15 protein-coding genes are annotated in these 19,914 nt (G+C 73.6%); 6 read left to right on the top strand and 9 right to left on the bottom strand.

All coding sequences use genetic code 11. From position 1 onward, the window contains the following. Positions 1 to 72: 72 nt before the first annotated feature. A complete protein-coding gene (locus AB0399_RS07995) occupies positions 73 to 2,178 on the bottom strand; it encodes an alkaline phosphatase family protein (RefSeq protein ID WP_366410642.1) in 2,106 nt (701 codons plus the stop codon). A 412-nt stretch (positions 2,179 to 2,590) separates the two neighbouring features. Here AB0399_RS07995 and AB0399_RS07990 point away from each other — a divergent pair, with 412 nt between their 5' ends. Further along, the gene (locus AB0399_RS07990) at positions 2,591 to 6,646 is read left to right on the top strand and encodes an Ig-like domain-containing protein (RefSeq protein WP_366410641.1); all 4,056 of its coding nucleotides are present in this window, start codon (positions 2,591 to 2,593) and stop codon (positions 6,644 to 6,646) included. Positions 6,647 to 6,718: 72 nt separating this feature from the next. Here the strand turns inward: AB0399_RS07990 and AB0399_RS07985 are convergent, their stop codons facing one another. The 3 genes from AB0399_RS07985 to AB0399_RS07975 all read right to left on the bottom strand — a co-directional run bounded on the left by AB0399_RS07985 (position 6,719) and on the right by AB0399_RS07975 (position 9,640). Further along, positions 6,719 to 7,099 carry a hypothetical protein gene (locus AB0399_RS07985; RefSeq protein ID WP_328462155.1) on the bottom strand — a complete coding sequence of 127 codons (381 nt, stop codon included), beginning with the start codon at positions 7,097 to 7,099 and terminating at the stop codon, positions 6,719 to 6,721. A 197-nt stretch (positions 7,100 to 7,296) separates the two neighbouring features. Continuing rightward, on the bottom strand, positions 7,297 to 8,313 hold the full coding sequence (locus AB0399_RS07980) for a hypothetical protein (protein WP_366410640.1): 1,017 nt from the start codon (positions 8,311 to 8,313) through the stop codon (positions 7,297 to 7,299). 70 nt (positions 8,314 to 8,383) lie between these two features. Further along, positions 8,384 to 9,640 carry an amidohydrolase gene (locus AB0399_RS07975; protein WP_366410639.1) on the bottom strand — a complete coding sequence of 419 codons (1,257 nt, stop codon included), beginning with the start codon at positions 9,638 to 9,640 and terminating at the stop codon, positions 8,384 to 8,386. Positions 9,641 to 9,707: 67 nt separating this feature from the next. On the opposite strand from AB0399_RS07975, the gene AB0399_RS07970 reads away from it, so the two are divergent. Continuing rightward, positions 9,708 to 11,018 (top strand): lanthionine synthetase LanC family protein, encoded by a 1,311-nt coding sequence (locus AB0399_RS07970; RefSeq protein WP_366410638.1) that lies wholly within the window; start codon positions 9,708 to 9,710, stop codon positions 11,016 to 11,018. Here the strand turns inward: AB0399_RS07970 and AB0399_RS07965 are convergent. Then, positions 11,015 to 11,431 carry an alpha/beta fold hydrolase gene (locus AB0399_RS07965; RefSeq protein ID WP_366410637.1) on the bottom strand — a complete coding sequence of 139 codons (417 nt, stop codon included), beginning with the start codon at positions 11,429 to 11,431 and terminating at the stop codon, positions 11,015 to 11,017. The two genes, AB0399_RS07970 and AB0399_RS07965, sit on opposite strands and share 4 nt — an antisense overlap. 159 nt (positions 11,432 to 11,590) lie before the next feature. Continuing rightward, entirely contained in the window at positions 11,591 to 11,956 is a 366-nt protein-coding gene (locus AB0399_RS07960) for a nuclear transport factor 2 family protein (protein WP_366410636.1), read from the bottom strand. 121 nt (positions 11,957 to 12,077) lie between these two features. Here AB0399_RS07960 and AB0399_RS07955 point away from each other — a divergent pair, with 121 nt between their 5' ends. Beyond that, entirely contained in the window at positions 12,078 to 12,968 is an 891-nt protein-coding gene (locus tag AB0399_RS07955) for a LysR family transcriptional regulator (protein WP_366410635.1), read from the top strand. A 50-nt stretch (positions 12,969 to 13,018) separates the two neighbouring features. On the opposite strand, the gene AB0399_RS07950 is transcribed toward AB0399_RS07955, so the two are convergent. Both AB0399_RS07950 and AB0399_RS07945 read right to left on the bottom strand, forming a co-directional pair. After that, positions 13,019 to 14,515 (bottom strand): IMP dehydrogenase, encoded by a 1,497-nt coding sequence (locus tag AB0399_RS07950; protein WP_366410634.1) that lies wholly within the window; start codon positions 14,513 to 14,515, stop codon positions 13,019 to 13,021. Between the two features lie 126 nt (positions 14,516 to 14,641). Next, a complete protein-coding gene (locus AB0399_RS07945) occupies positions 14,642 to 15,511 on the bottom strand; it encodes an NAD(P)H-binding protein (RefSeq protein WP_366410633.1) in 870 nt (289 codons plus the stop codon). A gap of 120 nt (positions 15,512 to 15,631) precedes the next feature. Between AB0399_RS07945 and AB0399_RS07940 the strand changes: the two genes are divergently transcribed. Next, entirely contained in the window at positions 15,632 to 16,093 is a 462-nt protein-coding gene (locus tag AB0399_RS07940; protein ID WP_366410632.1) for a MarR family winged helix-turn-helix transcriptional regulator, read from the top strand. Positions 16,094 to 16,141: 48 nt separating this feature from the next. On the opposite strand, the gene AB0399_RS07935 is transcribed toward AB0399_RS07940, so the two are convergent. Continuing rightward, entirely contained in the window at positions 16,142 to 17,608 is a 1,467-nt protein-coding gene (locus AB0399_RS07935; RefSeq protein WP_366410659.1) for a hypothetical protein, read from the bottom strand. Between the two features lie 205 nt (positions 17,609 to 17,813). On the opposite strand from AB0399_RS07935, the gene AB0399_RS07930 reads away from it, so the two are divergent. Continuing rightward, the gene (locus AB0399_RS07930; RefSeq protein ID WP_366410631.1) at positions 17,814 to 19,331 is read left to right on the top strand and encodes a molybdopterin-dependent oxidoreductase; all 1,518 of its coding nucleotides are present in this window, start codon (positions 17,814 to 17,816) and stop codon (positions 19,329 to 19,331) included. Then, positions 19,328 to 19,912: a hypothetical protein gene (locus tag AB0399_RS07925; RefSeq protein WP_366410630.1), complete on the top strand. Its 585-nt coding sequence runs from the start codon at positions 19,328 to 19,330 to the stop codon at positions 19,910 to 19,912. Before AB0399_RS07930 ends, AB0399_RS07925 begins: the two co-directional genes overlap by 4 nt. The last annotated feature ends 2 nt before the right edge of the window (positions 19,913 to 19,914 follow it).

The raw sequence follows: 19,914 nt of genomic DNA, 5'->3' as shown, positions 1-19,914 counted from the left end.
TCGGCAGGCCGTGGCGCCGGGCCACGGCCTGCCGGGTACCGCTGGGGTGCCGCTGGGGTACCGCCGGCGTTCCTACCTGGGCACGGTGGTCGTGGCGATCCGGCCGGCGTAGCGCTGCGTCCAGGCGGCGTCGGCGTCGGCGGTGACGACCACGTCGTAGTAGCCCTCCTGGGTCGGCCAGCTGACGACCTTCGTCTTCCCGCGGGCCACCGTGACCTGCTGGGTGCGGCCGAGGTAGTCGTGCGGGGTGAGCGTGTAACGCACCGGCTCGGTGCCGTCGTTGTGCAACGTGAGCCTCACCTGAGCCTCGCGCCGGGCCTCGCCCTTCACCAGGTCGACCACCACCCGCGGAAGGGCGGCGTGCCCCTTGCCGGCGGGCGCGACCCGGCCGGCGAAGGAGCGCACGAAGCCGTCGTTGGAGTAGATCGAGAACGCGTACTCGCCGCCGGTGGCGTTGGCGTCCCAGGTGTACTCGCGCGGCTTGTGCGCGGTGACGGTGAACGGCGTGCTGGTGAACGCCTGGTACCTGTCGGGGAAGACCTGGAAGCTCAGCGCCTTGTCCTTGGGGCCGCCGGTCAGGGTCATCGTGGCGGTGACCTTCCCCGTCGCCGGGTTCACCGAGACCGTGGCGTGCGGGTGGAAGCTCAGCGGGCGCGGCTTCATGTGGCCGGCGGCGACCGACACCGGCTGCTCGGCGAGCGGGTCCGGGAAGGTGGCGGGCCCCGGCTGCGGGTGGGCGAAGTCGAGCGCGCTGGTCAGATCGCCCGCGATCGAGCGCCGCCAGTCGCTGATGTTGGGGCTGCGGAACGGCTTGCCCAGATGGGCCGCCCAGGTCTCCAGGAACGTGATCGTCGAGGTGTGGTCGAAGACCTCCGAGGCGACGTGCCCGCCGCGGGTCCACGGCGAGACCAGCAGCATCGGCACCCGCGCGCCGAAGCCGAGCGGGTAGTCGCCGACGTACTCGCGCGCCGTGCCCGCCTCGGGCCACGGCGGCAGCACGTGGTCGAACTTCCCGTCGTTCTCGTCGTAGTTGAGGATGAAGAGGGTGTGGTTCCAGATGTCGGGGTTGCTCTGCAGGCTGTCGAGCACCTTCTTGACGTAGCGCTCGCCGTGCTGGCTGTCCGCGCCCGGGTGCTCGGACCAGCCGTACGGCGCCACGATCCAGGAGACCGCCGGCAGCGGGTGCTCCGCGCCGGGCTGACAGGAGTCGTGGAAGTTCTTCAGGACCGCGTCGAGGTTCTGGTCGGAGTCGTCGTCCGGCGCGGTATGACCGGCGTAGTACGTGGCGTTGCCGCGCCAGATCAGGCCGGTGCCGGGTCGCAGCTTCGGGTCGTCGGCGTTCAGCCCCTCCGGGTCGAACCCCTTGAAGTACTTCAGCTCGTTGTCGCCGTAGTCGCCGACCCAGGAGCTGATGTAGCCCTGCCGTCCGTCGCCGCTGTTGTCGGAGTACAGCCGCCAGTCGATGCCGGCCTGCTGGAGCTGCTCGGCCACCGTGATCCAGGGACGGGAGTAGTTCGACTCGTCGACGTTGCCCGTCTCGCTGTTGGCGGTGCCGCTCCACAGGTACTTCCGGTTGGGGTCGGTCGGCCCGAACTCGGAGCAGAAGTACTGGTCGGCGATGGTGTACTGAGCGGCGACCGAGTGGTAGAAGCCCATGTAGCCGTCGCTGTGGTAGTTCATGCAGCTGGCGCCGTTGTGCCGCACCCACTGGTCCCAGGTGCGGTGGGCGACGTCGCCCCAGGCGCCGTGGTCGTTGCCCCAGGCGCCGTCGTCGACCTGCGGGGTGACGAGGTTGCCGTTGCCGTCCTTCTGCTGGAAGACGGTGGTGCCGTCCTGGAAGCGCAGCGCCTGCTTGTCGTTGAAGCCGCGGACGCCGGGGAACGCGCCGAAGTAGTGGTCGAGCGACCGGTTCTCCTGCATCAGGATCACCACGTGCTTCAGGTCGGACATGTCGCCGTGGAAGCCGTGCGGCTTTCCGTGCGCCGGCTTCGCGGCGCCGTGGGCGCCCGCCGGCTTCGCGGCGGCCTGGGCGCTGCCCGCCGCGGCGGTCCCGCCGAGCACGAGCGTCCCCGCGGCGACGCCGGTGCCCTGGAGGAACCGGCGGCGGCTGGCGCCGGCCGTCGCGGATTCGTCGCCAGGCTCGGACTCGGGCCTCGGGGTGATCGGATCGCGGTCCATGAAGCTCCTTACACGGGTGTGAACACTCGGAGATCGGGACCGGAGGCAGCAGCCCCCAGCCCGCTCATCGAAGCGAGCGGACACCAACTCCGGGTGAACATCCGCCAAGTGACGACCAGCAGTTTGGCAAAGTTGGCTATACAACTTGCCTCGGCGACAGGAATGCCGGCCCGACGGCACCACCCGGTGGCCGGATGGTGCGATCCGGAGCGCACCGAGGTCTTTACGGCGATGACATCGATGGACTACAACGGCAGTCATCCGATGTTCATGGGCACCGTCGCGAGGCGAGCGCGATGGCTCCCGTCAACTACGCCTAGGTGATGGCGTATTCATCGGAGCACTGCTGGAGCACCGAGGAACGAACCCAAGCCGGACGCTCACCAAGCGTCGTGCAGCCCTGGAGGGCAACGTGCAGGTCATCTCCCGTAGTCGAAGAGCTCCGTCACGGCGGGGTCTCGCCCTCTGGTCGGCGCTGCTCGCCGCGCTGGCGAGCAGCGTGCTGGCCGGCGCGGCCGGCGCGCAGGCAGCCACGGCAGGCACGGCAGGCACGGCAGGCACCGGAAAGGGGACCGCGGCCGGCACCGCCTGGCGGCAGGGCGCGTTCCACCTCGACCCGACCGGCGTGGCGTCCCGCTCCGACATCGTGCTCGGCTCCCCCGACACCGACCCGACCGCGTCGATGCCGCTGGGCAACGGCTCGCTGGGCGTGGCGGCCTGGGCGGCCGACGGCTTCACCGCGCAGCTGAACCGGTCCGACACCATGCCGGACCGCAAGTCGCCCGGGCAGCTCACCATCCCCGGCCTGTCGGTGATCTCGCACGCCGCCGACTTCCACGGCCGGCTCGACGTCAGCGACGGCGTGTTGCGCGAGTCCGGCGGCGGCATGTCGCTGAAGGCATGGGTGGCCGCCGGCAAGGACGAACTGGTCGTCGACGTCTCCGGCGCCGACCCGTCGATCGCCCAGACCGCCTCGATCGACCTGTGGTCGCCCCGCAAGCCGGCCGCGGCCGTCACCGGCCGCACCGGCACCCTCGCCGAGACCTGGGTGGACGGCGGCTCGGGCGGCAGCGGCAAGACCTTCGGCACCCTCGCCGCGCTCACCGCCGGCGGCCGCCAGGTGAGCACCACCGTGGCGGGCCCGACCCGGATCAGCACGAGTTTCAAGCCGAACGCCGACGGCACCTTCCGCGTCGTGGTCGCCGCCCCCGGCTGGGCCGGCGGCACCGCCACCCGCACGCCCGCGACGACCGCCGCCGCGGTGATCGGCGGCGACGCGACCGCCCGCGAGACGTCCCTGCTCGCCGCCCAGGACCGGTGGTGGGACGGCTACTGGACGCACTCGGGCCTGGTCGAGATGGACTCCGCCGACGGCAGCGCCGCCTACATCGAGAACCTGCGCACGCTGTACCTCTACGAGGAGGCGGCGTCGATGAAGAAGGGCATCCTCCCGGGCAGCCAGGCCGGCGAGGCCGACATGTTCGCGTGGGACAAGGACAAGCAGACCTGGACCCCGTCCGCGTACTGGCTGTGGAACCTGCGCACCCAGATCTCGGCGAACATGTCGTCGGGCAACTACGCCCTGAACACGCCGATCTTCGACATGTACGCCGACGACACCCCGCAGATCGAGGCGTGGACGAAGACCGCGATGGGCGGCCTGCCGGGCTCCTGCGTACCGGAGACGATGCGCTTCAACGGCAACGGCGGCGACCTGACGCCCGGCGCCAACGCGTCCTGCAGCGAGGCCAGTTCGCCGAACTGGAACGCGCTGGACATCTCCAGCGGCCCCGAGGTCGCGCTGTACATGTGGGAGCAGTACCAGGCCACCGGCGACAAGGCCGCGCTGAAGAAGTACTTCCCCTTCATGAAGTCCACGCTCGCCTTCCAACTGGCGTACCAGACCGTCGGCAAGGACGGGCTGCTGCACGCCGACGCCAACGCGCACGAGACGCAGTGGGCGGTGCAGGACCCGACCACCGACATCGCCGTCGACCGGACCCTGTTCCCGATCATCACGCAGGCGGCGCAGGCGCTCGGCACCGCGAAGACCACCGACGCGGCACTGCTCCAGCAGGTCGCCAAGGCCGAGACGCAGATCCCGCCGTACCCGCGCACCGACCAGGCCACCCGGACCCAACTGCTCAACCCGGACTACTCGCAGGCGCAGACGCAGGCCGCGGACGCCACCGGGACCGACATGATCGCGATCTCCTACGAGCCCGCCGCCCAGCGCCGCAACGGCGAGAACATCGAGCTTGAGCCGCTGTGGCCGTGGAACACGGTCAGCGACCAGGACACCGACCTCTTCGCGCTGGAGCAGCGTTCGTACGACCACCGGCCCAACAAGGGCGGCAACGACTGGTCGATGGACGCGATCGACGCGGCCCGGCTCCAGGACCCCGCCGAGGTGCACGCCGACCTCGTCTCCATCACCGAGGGACACCAGGTCTACCCGAACGGCTTCGCCGACCTCGGCAACAGCGTCGGCTACCAGCCCTACATCGAGCAGGAGTCGGGCGTCGCGACCGCGGTCGACGAAGCGCTCGCGCAGGACTACGACGGCATCGTCCGCTTCGCACCGGCCTGGCCGAGCGACTGGGACGGCAGCGGCAGCGTCTACCTCCAGCACCAGAACAAGGCCGACGTGCAGGTGCAGGACGGCAAGCTGGTCACCGCCGCGATCGAGGCGGGCAGCACCGGCACCCTGAAGGTGAAGAACCCCTGGCCCGGTCAGCGGGTCGAGGTCGTGGACGGCCGCACCGGCCGCACCGTGGTCAAGGCCGGCACCGCCGCTTTGCTCGACGTGCCGGTCCACAAGGGCGGTTCGTACCTCGTCCAGCAGGTCGCCGCGCCCACCACGGCCCTGCCGTACCGTCCGGTCACCGGCAGCGCCCCGACCGCGGCACGCCACCTCGGCGGCGTGCAGATCGGCCTCGACCACGCCACCACCTCCGGCACGTCCACCGTCGGCACCGTGCTCGGCGACAGCAACGCCTCCTTCGGGCTGACCCAGCTCGACGACACCGGCTCGGCCGGCGCCACCACCACCGCCGGCACCGTCGCCGGCCTGACCGCGCGCACCACCGGCACCGGCACCAACTCCACCGGCAGCGACCTCTACTTCGGCATCGCCGACGACACCGCCGCCACCGCGACGTACGACGCGAAGGTGACGGTCTCCTACTACGACGCCGGCACCGGCACGCTCGCGCTCCAGTACGACGCCGGCCCCCGCCACCCCTACCAGCAGGCGGCCACCACCGTGGCGCTGCACGACACCAAGACCTGGAAGACGGCCGAATTCACGCTCTCCGGCGCCTACTTCGGCGGGCTGCAAAGCGCCGGCGCCGACCTGCGGCTGCACTCGGCCACCCCGATCACCGTGCACAGCGCGGCCGTTGCCGTCACCGGCGCGTGGGTGCCGGACCGGCGCGCCTTCCCGCCGGCGCCCGCGATCACCACCCCGCGCGACGGCGGCACCGTGAAGCTCGACGCCGCGCTCGCAGGCACGGCCGTCCCGAACGGCACCGTGACGGTGCACGAGGGCGACCGCACGCTGTGCACCGGCACCGCCGACGCGGGCGGCGCGTGGAGCTGCGCCCCCGACGGCGGGCTCACCGCCGGGCGGCAGACCGCCACCGCGACGGTCACCGACCCGACCGGGCTGACCGGCGACGCCTCGGCCGCGGTCGGCTTCGACGCCTCCGACCTGCCGCCCGGCACCGCCGTGGTCGGCGCGGTGGTCGGCGCCACCAACCACGCCTACGGGATGAGCGAGGACGAGACCCCCTCCGGCGGCTTCGACGGCCCGACCACCGCCGCGGTCGTCGACGGGCTGTCCGCGCGCACCAGCACCGACTCCAACATCTACTTCGACATCGACGACACCGTCGCCCACGCCGGCTTCTACACCGCCGAGTTCACCGTCTCCTACTACGACCAGGGCGCCGGCTCGTTCAACGTGCAGTACGACGACGGCACCGCCAACCCCTACAAGTCCGCGCCCGCCATCGCCCTCACCGGCAGCAACACCTGGAAGACCGCGACGGTGACCGTGGCGGACGCCTACTTCGGCGGGCAGCAGCACTCCGCCGCCGACTTCCGGCTGCGCAACGGCGGCGGGCAGGTCACCGTGCACAGCGTCGCGGTGAAGATCACCGGCGACGGGGTGCCCGACACCGCCGCCTTCGCCCCGCCGGTCACCCTCACCTCCCCCGCGCCGGGCGCGACCGTCAGCGCCACCCCGGCGCTGGCCGGCACCAGCGAGCCCGACGCCCAGGTCACCGTCACCGCCGAGGACTCCACGCCCGTCTGCGCCGCCACAGCGGCCGACGACGGCACCTGGACCTGCACCCCGTCCCAGGCCCAGGCCCTCACCGCCGGCCCGCACACCCTCACGGCGAGCGCCAAGGACCCGACGGGCACCCCCGCGAAGGACGCGGACGTGGCGGTCACCGTCCAGTAGGCAGCCGCCTCGCGCACACAGCAGCGGTGCCGGTCGAACCCGACCGGCACCGCTCGTGCGTTCCCGGGGCCGCTACCAGGCGGAGTGCTCCGTCGCCTGGTCGGCGATGCGCCAGGTCATGGTGGGCAGGCCGTCACGGTCCCACTCGTAGTGTTCGAGGAGGGTGGTGCGCTCGTCGAAGACCCGGCTGACGGCGAGCACGCCGTTGGGGTGCCAGTCCTTGAACTCGCCGACCACCTGGCCCATCCGCAGCGAGCCCTTCGAGCGGAGGGTGCCGTCCGGGTACCACTCGACGGTCGGGCCGTCGGGCACCCCCTCGCGGTACGTGCTGAGCGCGACCCGGGCCTCGCCGGCGAACTCCTCCACCTCTCCGGTGTACAGCTCGTTCCGATACACGACGCGCAGATCCTCGTCCTTGCCGACGTCCGGATCGTCGAAGTTGATGCGCTGCACCGGCCTCACTCCTGTCCCAGTCCCCTTTTTCCGTTCCGCCCCGCGCCACCCGTGCGGCGGCGGTCCTCCACGCCGTCGCCGGGCGGAGAACCGTACCGGACCCTGCCTGGCCCCCAGTATGGCGGCCCCGCGGGGCCCCCGACGCCGCGCCGGCGGCCGATTCGCCCGACAGGCGCAAAGCGCCCCGGAACGCGCGGTCACACGTCCTTGGCCGGGGCGGTCCTGGCGAGCCACTCGGCCGCTTCCGAGGCGGGAAGGGCGGCTTCGAGGACGAGGTCGCCCGGCATGTTGGAGAAGAGGCGGCCGGCCGGCCAGGCGCGTTCGTACGGCGGGGGGTCGAGGACGAGGAGGCGCACGCCGTCGACGACGGGGATGTCGGCGGGGATGCCCTCGTTCCAGATCCAGGTGCCGTCAGGGGCCACCAGGTTGAACGAGCCGGTGGTGTCGGTGTCGCCGGTCCCGGCGCGGCAGACGGCCACGGCCAGGTTGCTCGGCGCGGTGCCGGGGACGTGGCCGCCGCCGACGAGTTCGCCGGCCAGCAGCGTGTGCAGCTGGAAGTTGTCGCCGAGGCCGCTGATCCGGACCCGGTAGCCGGTGCCGCTCTCGCGGTGCAGCACCACCAGCGGTTCGTCGTCCAGGACGGCGAGCATGTACCGCAGGTACTTCAGGCCGCCGCCGGTGGCGTCGCCGACCCGCTCGGCGGCGTCGATCAGCGCGGCGCGGTCGGGCAGGGCGAGCCGGACCGGCTTGTGGTTGAGGACCGCGACCGCGGCCATCTCCCACTGCGGCAGCGTCCACCACGCCTCGGTGGCGGGCTGGCCGACCCGGTCGAAGACGGCGTCCTCGGGGTCGGAGTGCTCCGGGTCGGGCAGGTCGCCGCCGCCGGTGGCCGCCCACCGGGTGGTGAACTCCTCGGCGCCGGCGAGGGCTTCGCCGACCCCGGCCAGCACGGTCGGCGCGCAGGCGAGCGGGTCGGCGCCGCGCTCCACGGCCGCGCCGATCACGACCGCGACCACCGACCGCGGCCCCGGCGGCACTTCGGGCAGAAGCGTCGCCAACCGGGGTGCCACGGCGGCCAGTTCGGCGTCGTCGGCGTCGTGGAAGGTCTGCTGGAGCAGCCCGAACGCGTCTCCCGACGCCTGGGAGTCGCGGGCCCGCACGGCTGCCTCGAAGTCGGCGACCGCACTGCTGAAGGTGGCTTGTCCGGAGTTCACCCGCGCAGCCTATCGGCCGGGCCGGACACCACGGCCGCGATGCCCGATCCCCGGCAACTGCCCGTCCCGGTCAGGGCTTCGCGGCGGCGAAGCGGCCGAGGGCGGCCACGGTCAGCGCCTCGACGCCCGCGCCGAGGGTGGGGTCGATCAGCGGCGCGAAGCGCGGGGAGTGATTGCCGGGCAGCTGGTCGAAGGTGCCGTCGGCCAGCGCGTCCAGCACCCTCTGGGTCTCCAGGCCGCCCCAGAACCAGAAGACCGTCGGCACCTGCGCGGCCGTACCGAACCGGCCGACGTCCTCGCTCGCGGTGACCAGCGGCATCGGCAGCATCCGGTCGGCGCCGAAGTGCCCGGCGAGGTCGGCCACCACCGCGCGGGTCGCCTCCGGGTCGCTGACCAGCACCGGCGCCGGGGTGTCCCAGGTGATCTCGGGGTCCCGGGTGGCGCCGCCGGCCAGCGACTCCCCGCGCGCGACCCGCTCCACCGCCGTCCGCAGCAGCCGCCTGATCTCGTCGTTGTACGACCGCAGGCTGATGCCCAGTTCCGCGGTGTCGGGGATGACGTTCTCCTTGCTGCCCGCCTGGAGCCGGCCCACCGTGACCACCGCGGACTCCTGCGGCGGCACCTCGCGGGCGACGATCCCCTGCAGCCGCAGCACGGTCGCGGCGGCCATCACCACCGGGTCCACGGTGCTCTCGGGCCGGGCGCCGTGGCCGCCCCGGCCGAACAGCCGGATGACGGCGGTGTCGGCGCCGGCCATCACCGTGCCCTCGCGGTAGCCGATCCACCCGGCCGGCAGCGGGCCGACGTGCTGGCCGAGCACGATGTCGGGGCGCGGGAACCGCTCGAACAGGCCGTCCTCGACCATCGCCTGCGCGCCGCGCATCCGCTCCTCGGCGGGCTGGAACACCACCAGCAGCGTGCCGGACCACTCCGCCCTCGCCCCGGCCAGCACCGTCGCCGCGCCCGCCAGGCACGCGGTGTGCATGTCGTGGCCGCACGCGTGCATCACCGGCACCTGCTCGCCGTCCTCGGCCCGCGCCCGTACCGTGCTCGCGTACGGCAGGCCGGTCTCCTCCCGCACCGGCAGCGCGTCCATGTCGGCGCGCAGCATCACCGTCGGCCCCGGGCCGTTGGCCAGCACCCCGACCACCCCGGTGCCCCCGACACCCGTCGTCACGTCGTACCCCGCGGCCGCGAGCAGCTCCGCCGCCTTTGCCGCGGTCCGCCGTTCCTGGAAGGACAGTTCCGGGTGCGCGTGCAGGTCCTTGTACAGCTCGGTGAGGCGGGGCAGCAGCCCCTCCTCCCACCCGTCGGGCATGAGCGGCATGGGGCTCCTCCTCGGTCGACACGTCAACCTGTCGATGCGGAGCGTACCCGCCGGTACGGTGGGTGCCGTGGCGACGACTCGACCGGATGACGCCGAGGCGCTGGCGACCGGGGCGCTCGACTGGCTCCTGGGGTGCTCGCGAAGTACCGCGGACGGGGACCCGGGCGGCGGTCAGGGTACGGACCCGGGCGGAGGCACCGGCGGGGGTCTGGCCTGGACCACCAGGCCGAGTGACGACGAGCTCAACCCCACCCTGTACAGCGGCACTTCGGGCATCGTGCTGGCCCTCCTGGAGGCGCGCGGGCACTTTCTCGACGACCGTTACGGCGACGCCGCCGTGCGCGGTGCCCGCAGCATCGCCGCCGCGGTCGGGGAGTGGGAGCTCAGCTCGCTGTACTTCGGCCTGACCGGGATGGCCGTCGCGCTGCGCGCCGTCCACGACGTGCTGGGCGACACGGCCGCGGGCGCCGCCGCCGACCGCGCCCTGGACCGGGTGCGCGCCCGGTTCGACGGGACGCGCTGGGGACCGCAGTTCGACCTGCTCGGCGGCAACGCCGGAATCGCCCTCGGCGCGCTGGCGACGGGTGACGTCGAACTGGCCGTGCTCGCGGTGACGCCCTACCTGCGCACGGCGGAACCGACCCCGGCCGGCGTCCACTGGGAGACGCGGGTCGGAAGGGCCGCCCGGCAGCACCACCTCTCGCACGGCACGCTGGGCGTCGTCCACGCCCTGGCCTCCGTCGGCCGGGCCGCGAGCCGCCCCGACCTGGTCGAACTCGCGGCAGCCGGCGCCTCGGACGTCGTGGCCCGCAACGAGGCCGGCCCGGAGGGCTTCCTGGTCCCGCACTCCGACCCGCAGGACCAGCCGGACCGTATCGAGCGGTACAGCTACGGCTGGTGCCAGGGCCCGGCCGGCGACGCGCAGGTCTTCCGCCTGCTGCGGGAGGTCCTCGGCGACCCGGCGTGGTCGGCGCTCGCCGACCGGTGCTGGTCCACCGTCACCCGCTCCGGCCTGCCCGAGCGGTCACGGCCCGGCTTCTGGGACAACAGCGGCCGCTGCTGCGGGACGGCGGGGGTGCTGGCGCTCGCCTGCGACCGGCACGTCGAGGAAGGCACGGGGCTCGCGTTCGCGGACGTGCTCGTCGCGGACCTGGTCTCCCGGGCGACCGTGGACGCGGGCGGCGCCCGCTGGTCGAACGTCGAGCACCGGGCCACTCCGAGCGCGCTCGAACCGCTGACCGGATGGGCGATGGGCAACGCGGGCATCGTCCGTGAACTGCTCCGCTGGGTCCGCGCCGGCACGGGCCGCGACCCGGCGTACGCGGTCACCTGGCCCGACCACCCGCCGGCCCGCAACGCCCCCGGCGGGAAAGGCTAGTTCGGGCTCGGAGCGTGGGCGGCGAGGAAGGGCAGCAGGTGGGCGAGGGTCCGCTGCGGGTCCTCCAGCATCGGTGAGTGGCCGAGGCCGGGCAGCAGTTCGACCCGCGCGCCCGGAACCGCCGTGCAGTCGGCGGCGGAAGACGGCCGCCAGCGGTGGTCCTGCTCGCCGAAGAGCACCAGCAGCGGCTTCGCCAGGGCCGCCGGTCTCGCCGGGACCGCGCGCCGCCGCAGGAACTCCTCGGAGCCCCGCCCGGTCGCGACCGTCCCGTGCAGGGTCATGGCCCGCGCGTCGTCCACGATCTGCAGCGGGATCGCGTAGCCGGGGCGGCTGAAGCCCGTGCTCAGCGCGCGGCGGATCAGACCGTCGGTGCGGGCCCGCCACAGGAGCGGCCCGAGGACCGGAGCGAGCACCAGCCGCCCCGCGAGCCCGTCCGGGATGAAGGCGTCGTGCCGTGGCCGGTGTCGATCAGCGCCAACGCGCCCACCAGGCCGGGCCGTTCGTCGACGAGCGCGGTCACCACCAGGCCGCCGGTCGAGTGGCCGATCCCGACCGCCCGCCGCCCGTCCCCGTCAGCCCTCCGGGGTGACGAACTCGGGCTGGTCGAGGATACGGAGCCAGCTGCCGTCAGGCTGGCGCCGGACCACCTGGGCGCGGGCGCCGGCCCCGTCCCGGGGAGCCGTGGAGGTGAGCGCGACATCCCCGTTGACGAGCGTCGGCAGCGGCTCCTCGGGCGCGAAGTGCGGCCGGTTCGCCAGCACCTTCGCCCAGAGCGCCCTGATCGCCTCGCGTCCGACGGTCTGCCCGCCGGGCGGATACGCCAGCACCGCGTCCTGCGCGTAGAGGGCGGCGACCCCGTCCGCGTCACCGGCGTTGGACCGTTCGACGAACAGGCGGGTGATGTCCTCGGGGCGCATCGCCTTGGCGTACTGGGGCATGGCGTTCTCCTCTCGTACGGCTGCTGCGTGGTGGTTCCGCTTCCGTGTCCACCTCCCAGCGTGGTCCGGCCACGGCCAGAAGTCCAACACATGGTGGTGATGCGAGCTAGAATCAGCAGTCATGGACCTGAGGCAGCTGGAGTACTTCGTCGCGGTCGCGGAGGAGCAGAACTTCACGCGGGCCGCCGAGCGTGTCCACATCAGCCAGTCCGGGGTGAGCGCGCAGGTCCGCCGCCTGGAGCAGGAGTTGGGCGCGGAGCTGTTCGACCGTTCGGCGCGCGCCGTGACGCTCACGGTCGCGGGCAAGGCCGCGCTCGCACACGCGCGGGCCGCCCTCGCGGCCGTCGGCGCCGTGACGCAGGCCGTCGGCGAGGTCACGGAGGTGATCCGCGGGCGGCTCGCGGTGGGGATGGTCATCGGCTGCACCCTCACCCCGCTGTTCGACGCGCTCGCCGGTTTCCATCGCGCGCACCCGGGCGTCGAGATCGCGCTGCTGGAGGAGAACTCCGAGCGGCTGGTCGAGCAGGTGCGGTCCGGCGCGCTCGACCTCGCGCTGGTGGGGACGGCGAGCGCCGCGCCCGACGGGTTGGAGGCGCTCACCCTCATCAGCGAGCGGCTGGTCGCCGCCGTACCGCCCGACCACCCGCTGGCCGGGCGGCGGCGGCTCGCGCTGCGCGACGTCACCGCGTACCCGATCATCTGCATGCCGCCCGGGACCGGGCTGCGGACCGTCTTCGACCGGGCGTGCGCGGCGGGCGGGCTGCATCCGGTGATCGCCTTCCAGGCGAGCGCGGCCGACGCGATCGCGGACCTCGCCGCGCGCGGGCTCGGGGTGGGGGTGCTCAGCGCGTCCATGGCCGAGCGCTATCGCGACCGGCTGGTCGCCCACCCCCTCGACGGCGCCGCCGCCCCCACCCATCTCTCCCTCGTCTGGCGCCCGGCCCCTCCGCCCGCCCTGTGTGCCCTTCTCCCGTACACCCGGCGGGCGTTCAGCCGACCCGCGAGCACCTGACGCGCGCCGAATGCCCGAACGCCCCGCGGTCCGGGGCTCCTCGCGGCCGCTCAGGCGATGGTCGCCGGGGTGTCCCGCAGGGTGACGCTGGCGTGGCTCTCCTGGAAGCTCTGGTCGGAGACCAGGGTGAGCCGGGCCGTGGACTGGAACTCCGGCAGCGTGGCGGAGCCGCAGGAGACCATGGTCGTCTTGAGTTTGGCGATGGTCAGGGCGAGCCCTTCGTCGAGGTCGCCGGCGTAGGGGACGTAGCCGTCGACGCCTTCCTCGAAGATCAGCCCCTCGCCGCCCTGGCCGTAGCGCTGCCAGTTGCGGGCCCGGTTCGAGCCCTCGCCCCAGTACTCCTTCACGAAGCCGTCACGGGTGGGGAGTTTCGCGCCGGCGGCCTGGTCGAAGCGGGCGAAGTAGCGTCCCATCATGACGAAGTCCGCGCCCATCGCCAGCGCCAGGGCCACGTGGTAGTCGTGCACGAGTCCGCCGTCGGAGCAGATCGGCACGTACGCGCCGGTGCGGTCGCGGAAGGAGTCGCGGGCCGCGGCGACGTCCAGCACCGCGCTGGCCTGGCCGCGTCCGATGCCCTTCTGGTCGCGGGTGATGCAGATCGAGCCGCCGCCCACACCGACCTTGACGAAGTCCGCGCCGGCCTCGGCGAGGAAGGTGAAGGCTTCGCCGTCGACCACGTTGCCGCCGCCGGTCGGGATCTCCGGGTAGTGCTTCTTCACCCAGGTCAGGGCCTGCGCCTGCCAGTCGCTGAAGCCGTCGGAGGAGTCGAAGCACAGCGCGTCGGCGCCCGCTTCGAGCAGCGCGGGGACGCGCTCCTGGTAGTCGTGGGTGTTGATGCCCGCGCCCACCCGCAGCCGCTTGGCGGAGTCCACGGCCTGGTGCGGGAAGCGCTTGTTGTCGGCGTAGTCCGACCGGAACACCAGGTGTTGCAGCCGGCCCTCGTCGTCCAGCACCGGCAGGCAGTCCAGCCGCTGGTCCCACAGCCGGGCGTTGGCCTCGGAGAGCGTGATGTCGGCGGCGGCGTGCGGCAGTTCGGCGATGGCGGTCATCCGACCGCTCACCGGCCCGTCGAGGTCGTGCCGCTGCGGGTGGAAGTCGCGGGAGGTCACCAGCCCGAGCAGCCGGCCGGTGGCGGTGCCGTCGTCGGTGACCGCGGCGGTGCTGTGCCCGGTGCGGTGCATGATGGCGACCAGGTGGCTCAGGCTGTCGTCCGGGCGGACGTTGGTGTCGCTGGTGACGAACCCGGCCTTGAAGTTCTTCACCTGACGGACCGCCGCGGCCTGGTCCTGGACCGACTGGTTGTGGTGCAGGAAGCTCAGCCCGCCGTTGCGGGCGAGCGCGATCGCGAGCTCCGGGGTGCTGACCGCCTGCATGATCGCGGACGTGAACGGGGACCCCAGTTCGATCGCCGACCGCTCCCCCACGCGATGCCGCACCAGCGGCGTGGACAGGTCGACCGTCGCGGGCGAGCAGTCGGTCCGGGTCCGGTTCGGCAGCAGCAGGAACTCGTTGAACGTCCTTGAGACCTCGGCGATGATCTGTGCCACGCGTTCCTCCTGACCCGTCGGCGCGGGCCCGGCTGCCCGGCCGTGACCTGGCACCTTATCGGCTGCCCCACCCCCGCACGAATCGCCTGCCCGGACCCGCCGTTGCGGCCTGGACCGGGGTCCGGGTCAGGCCGGGGCGGGGGCGGTGCGGAACGCGTCGGCGTGACGTGCGCACCAGTCGGCGAAGGTGCGGGGGCGGCGTCCGAGCAGTCGCTGGACGGTGTCCGTACGGAACCCGACGGTGTCGGCCCGCATGAGGGCGAGGCTCTCGGTGACGGCGTCGGCCAGCGCCGGGGGCGCCCCGTGCGGGAAGCGGGACCGTACGGCCTCGGCCGGGGTGGCGGCGGCGCGGACCTCGATGGCGCGGCCGACCGTACGGGAGATGACCTGGACCTGCTCGGCGACGGTGAAGGTCTCGTCGCCGGTGAGGGCGTACTCCCGGCCCTGGTGGCCGGCTTCGGTCAGGGCGAGGGCGGCGACCTCGGCGATGTCCGCGGGGTCGATCGGCGCGTGGCGGCCCGGGCCGATCGGGTCCAGGACGTAGTTGCCCGCACGGAGGGTGGGGAGCCAGTCGAGCGCGTTGGTCATGAAGCCGCCGGGGCGCAGGAAGGTGGCGGGGATGCCGCAGGCGCGGACGAGCAGCTCGCGCTCGTGGTGCCAGCGCCCCATCGCGGGCATCGGGTCGAAGCCGACGTGGAAAGAGGACAGGTGCACGATGTGGTGCACCCCGGCGGCCTCAGCGGCGGCGAGGGCCGCGGCGGTGTAGTCGGTGCCGATGCCCTGGGTGAGCAGGAAGAGCCGGTCGACGCCGGCGAACGCGGGGGCCAGCGTGGCGGGTTCGCCCAGGTCGCCGACCGCGCGCCCGGCGCGCTCGGGCAGTCCGGCGGCGCGCGCGGGGTCGCGGACAAGGATGCGTAGTTCCGCTTCCCTCGCGTCGAGTTCACGGACGAGCGCCCGGCCGATGTTCCCGGTGGCACCGGTGACCAGTATCATCATGGCTCCTCAAAGTCGTTTGCCGTCTAGCGAATTCAGAAAGACGTTAGCCGGTGAATGATTAGCCGTCAACTGATCTGCGTGCGGCGGGCGTTGGCTCCCGCACCCCACCGAAGGGCCGCGATGTCGGAGTTCCTGGACCTGCACGGCCGTACGTCGAAGGCGCTCCGGGCCCTGGCCGACGCGGCCATGCGGCGCCATGGGCTGCACGTCGGCCAGAACCACCTGCTCGCCGCGTTGTGGGAGCGGGACGGCCGTACGCCCGGCGAGGTCGCCGCCGCGCTCAACGTCACGACACCCACCGTCGTCAAGATGGCCGACCGGATGACCGCCGCCGGGCTGCTCACCCGTCGCCGTGACGACCGCGACAACCGCCTCGTCCGCCTCTGGCTCACCGACGCCGGGCGCGCGCTGCGTGAACCGGTGGAAGCGGAAAGGCGGTTGATCGAGGAGAAAGTCACCGCCGGCCTCACCGAGGCCGAACGCGAAGCCCTCCTCAGCGGCCTGGCGAAGGTCCTCCGAGCGGCACGCGAGCTGTCGCGCGAGGCGGATGATCAGGACGGCGGACCGAGGGACGGCGCCTGACCGGAGGACGGCGGACCGAAGGGTGCCTGGCCGAAGGGCGCCTGGCCCTCACCAGTAGGTGAGGAGGAGATGGTTGAGCAGGAGGGCCAGGACGGCCTGGGCAGCGAGCCAGGCACGGCGGTCGGGGGCGGGGAGGAGCGCCGCGGTGGCGGGCAGCCAGAGGGTGAAGGGCAGCCAGATCCGCTCGGTCTCCGCCTTGCTCATGCCGGAGAGGTCGGCGGCGAGGAGCGCGAGCAGCATGGCGCAGGGCAGGAGGAGGACCGGGTCGAGCCGGGAGGGCCCGGAGAACCCGGAAGCCCGGGAGAAGCCGGTGACCCGACCGAGCCTGGCGAGCCCAGAGGGCCGTGCGGGCTCGGAGGGGCGGCGCGGGGCGCGCAGCGCGCCCGGACCGGCGGCGAGCGCGCGGCGCAGGCCCGCGAAGGAGGCGAGGCCGGCGGCCGCGAGAACGGTGCCGAGGTCGCCGAAGAGCCAGTAGGAGTACGGCCGGTCACCGCCCGCCCCCTGGTAGTAGCGGATCTTGAGCAGGCGGTAGGCGTCCCACCAGTCGAAGCCGGCCAGGGTGAAGCAGACCGGCACGACGAGGGCGCCGAGCAGGAGCAGCGGGAGGGGCCGCAGGGTGCGGGTGGACCAGAGCAGGGCGACGACCGGCACGACCAGCAGGGTCAGCCCGTAGGAGAGGTAGAGCGCGAGCCCGAGCAGCAGCCCGCTGCCGAGCGCGGCGGCGGCCCGCCGGGACCGCGATCCGGCGGTGGCGGCGAGCGCCGACAGCGCCAGCGCCCAGGCGGCGACGGCGGCGAAGTAGCCGTCCGCGGAGGCGCCGACCCACACCGCCCCGGGGGTGAGGACGAGGAAGGGCGCGGCGGTCCGCGCGGCGCGCTCCGAGCCGAGCGCGCGCAGGGCGACCAGGACGGCGGCGGCCACCGACGCGCCCGTGGTGATGACGAACGCGCCCGCCCAGGCGCCGCCGCCCAGCCCGATCCGGTCAAGACCGACGAAGGTCATCACCGCGGCGGCCGGGTGCCCGGCGACGTGCGCGTTCCAGTTGCCGGGCGAGCCGATGAGGATGTGGTGGGTGAAGTCCCGCAGCGTGGCGCCCGCGTGGCGGAAGCGCGGCACCTCGACGAGGTACTCGTTGCGGGTGGTGAGCCGGTTCGCCACACCGCGCCGCCACCCGTCCACGAGCGCGAGCGACCACGTCCAGGCCATGGCGGCCGCCCACGCGGCCCACGGCAGCGCCCGCCACGGCAGCCGCTCGGCGAGCCGGGGCCCGTAGCCGACCGCGAGGACGGCGACCGCGACGGCGGCGGGGGTGCCGGGGCCGACGTGCGGGTCCCAGGTGGCGAGCAGCGGCGGCCAGGGCGCGTGCAGCTTGCCGGTACGGTGCTCGATCCGGGTGCCGACGACGGCGACGACCGCGAAGAGCACGAGTCCGGCGCCGGCGGCGGCGAGGTCCCGGCGGCGCCCGGCCGCGGGCGCCGCGACGGGTCCGGCAGGGACGGCGGGGTCGGCAGGCACGGCGGGAACAGCGGGTTCGCCGGGTTCGCGCGGCGGTTCGGCGCCGGGCTCGTGCAGGTTGGAGGGCGTGTCGGAGGGCGTGAGGGTCACCCTCCTCACCCTAGGCAGCGTGACCGGTCGCGCCCCGGCCCCGCACCAGGACGTCAGACTTTCGTCATACGTCGCAGCCCCGGTTCCGGCACCGCACGGACCTACAGTCCGGGCCATGGAAGTCCCCTCCGACCCCACCCCGGACCGGCCCGAGCAGCCTCCGTCAGCGCAGCCGCCGCCAGCGCAGTCATCCTCCGAGCACCCGCCGCCGAAGCAGCCGGCCGCGCCGCAGCCGCCGCCCGGGCCCACCCCGCCCCGCGCCGCCGACGCACCCGCCTCCGGCCCCCGCCCCGCCGACGACGCGACGCCCACCCCCACCCCCACCCCCACCTCGCCCCTCGCCCGCCTCAACTCCCTCCTCCCGCAGGGCCCTTGGCGCAGCCCCCTGCGCGGACCCTGGCTCACCTCCGTCTTCGGTGTGGTCCTGCTCGTCGGCATCCCCGTGCTGTTCGTCACCGGCCTGCTGTCGTACGCCGCCTACAACCCGAACCTGTCGCCGGTCAACGACAAGACCCCGGGCAAGGGCCTGCTGGGCTTCTACCTCTTCTCGTGGCCGACGCATCCGTACTGGCTGTACCGGGTCGACCAGGGCGTGCACGTCACGCTCGGGATCGTGCTGGTGCCGGTGCTGCTGGCGAAGCTGTGGTCGGTGGTGCCGAAGCTCTTCACGCTGCCGCCGGTCCGCTCGCCCGCGCACGCGCTGGACCGGCTGTCGCTGCTCCTGCTGGTGGGCGGCGGGATCTTCGAGTTCGTCACCGGCGTGCTGAACGTGCAGCTGGACTACCTCTTCCCCGGCTCGTTCTACCCGCTGCACTTCTACGGCGCCTGGGTCTTCTTCGGCGCGGTGGCCGCGCATGTCGCGCTGCGGCTGCCGAGGACCGTACGGGCCCTGCGCAGCCGGGACTTCAGGGCCGAGCTGCGCACGCCGGCCTCCCGTACGGTGCCGGAGGCCGCCGACGACTCCGGCCTGGTCTCCACGCATCCGGCGGCGCCGACGATGTCGCGGCGCGGGGCGCTGGGCCTGGTCGGGCTCGGCTCGGTGGCGCTGTTCGTGGTCACCGCGGGCCAGAGCATCGGCGGGCCGCTGCGCGAGACCGCGCTGCTGGCGCCGCACGGCCGAGACCCGGGCACGGGCCCGAACGGCTTCCCGATCAACAAGACCGCGGCGCTGGCGCACATCCGCCCGCAGGACGTGGGCGAGGGCTGGCGGCTCGTGGTGCACGGCGCCGGCAACGGCCGGCGGGTCTCGCTGACCCTCGACGAGCTGCGGGCGATGGCCCGGCACGGCTCGGCGCTGCCGATCGCCTGCGTCGAGGGCTGGTCGACGTCGGACCAGCACTGGGAGGGGGTGCGGCTGGCCGACCTCGCGGCGCTGGTCGGCCACCCCACCGACCCGCCAGGGGTGTTCGTGGAGTCCGCGCAGCTGTCCGGGTCCTTCCGGGCGGTCGCGCTGCGCGCCAACCAGGTCCGCGACCCGCGCTCGCTGCTGGCGCTGCGGGTCAACGGCGCGGAGCTGTCCCACGACCACGGCTATCCGGCCCGGATCATCGTGCCGAACGCGCCCGGGGTGATGAACACCAAGTGGGTACGCCAACTCACCTTCGGCGCCACGACCTTCGGAGCCCGCGCATGAACGGCCGCATGCCGCACCGCCGTACGCCAACTCCCCTCCGTCGTGAGCCGGTTGCCCGCCGCCGTACGCCGGCTTCACCGCGCCGCGGTCCGATCGAGCGGTTCCGGGCGCTGTACGGCGCCTCCCCCGCACACCTGCTGATCCTCCTCGCCTCCTTCGCGGTCTGCGGGTACGCCGCGGAACGGCTGCTGGAGCGGGACTGGTTCGACGTGGCGAAGTGGGTGGTGGGCGCGGCACTGCTGCACGACCTGGTGCTGCTGCCGGCGTACGCGGTCGCGGACTGGGCGCTGCACAAGGCGCTGGGCGCGCGGCGCTCCGGCCCGCGCAACGCCGTCATCGACCACGTCCGGGTGCCCGCCTTCCTGTCCCTGCTGCTCCTGCTCGTGTACTGGCCGCTGATCAGCGGGGCCAGGACGCACTACGCGGCGGCGACCGCGCTGGACCCGGACGTCTTCCTCGGCCGCTGGGCGCTGATCACCGCCGCGCTCTTCGCGGCCTCCGGGGCGGCGTTCGCGCTGCGCCGGTGGCGGGCGGCGCGGCGGCCCGGGCGAGGACCGGCGCGCGCGGACCCGTCCGGATGAGG

The sequence above is a fragment of the Streptomyces sp. NPDC088194 genome (assembly GCF_040702025.1).
In the GTDB taxonomy this organism is placed as follows: Bacteria; Actinomycetota; Actinomycetes; order Streptomycetales; family Streptomycetaceae; genus Actinacidiphila.
This window is presented reverse-complemented; position numbering and strand designations above follow the sequence as displayed.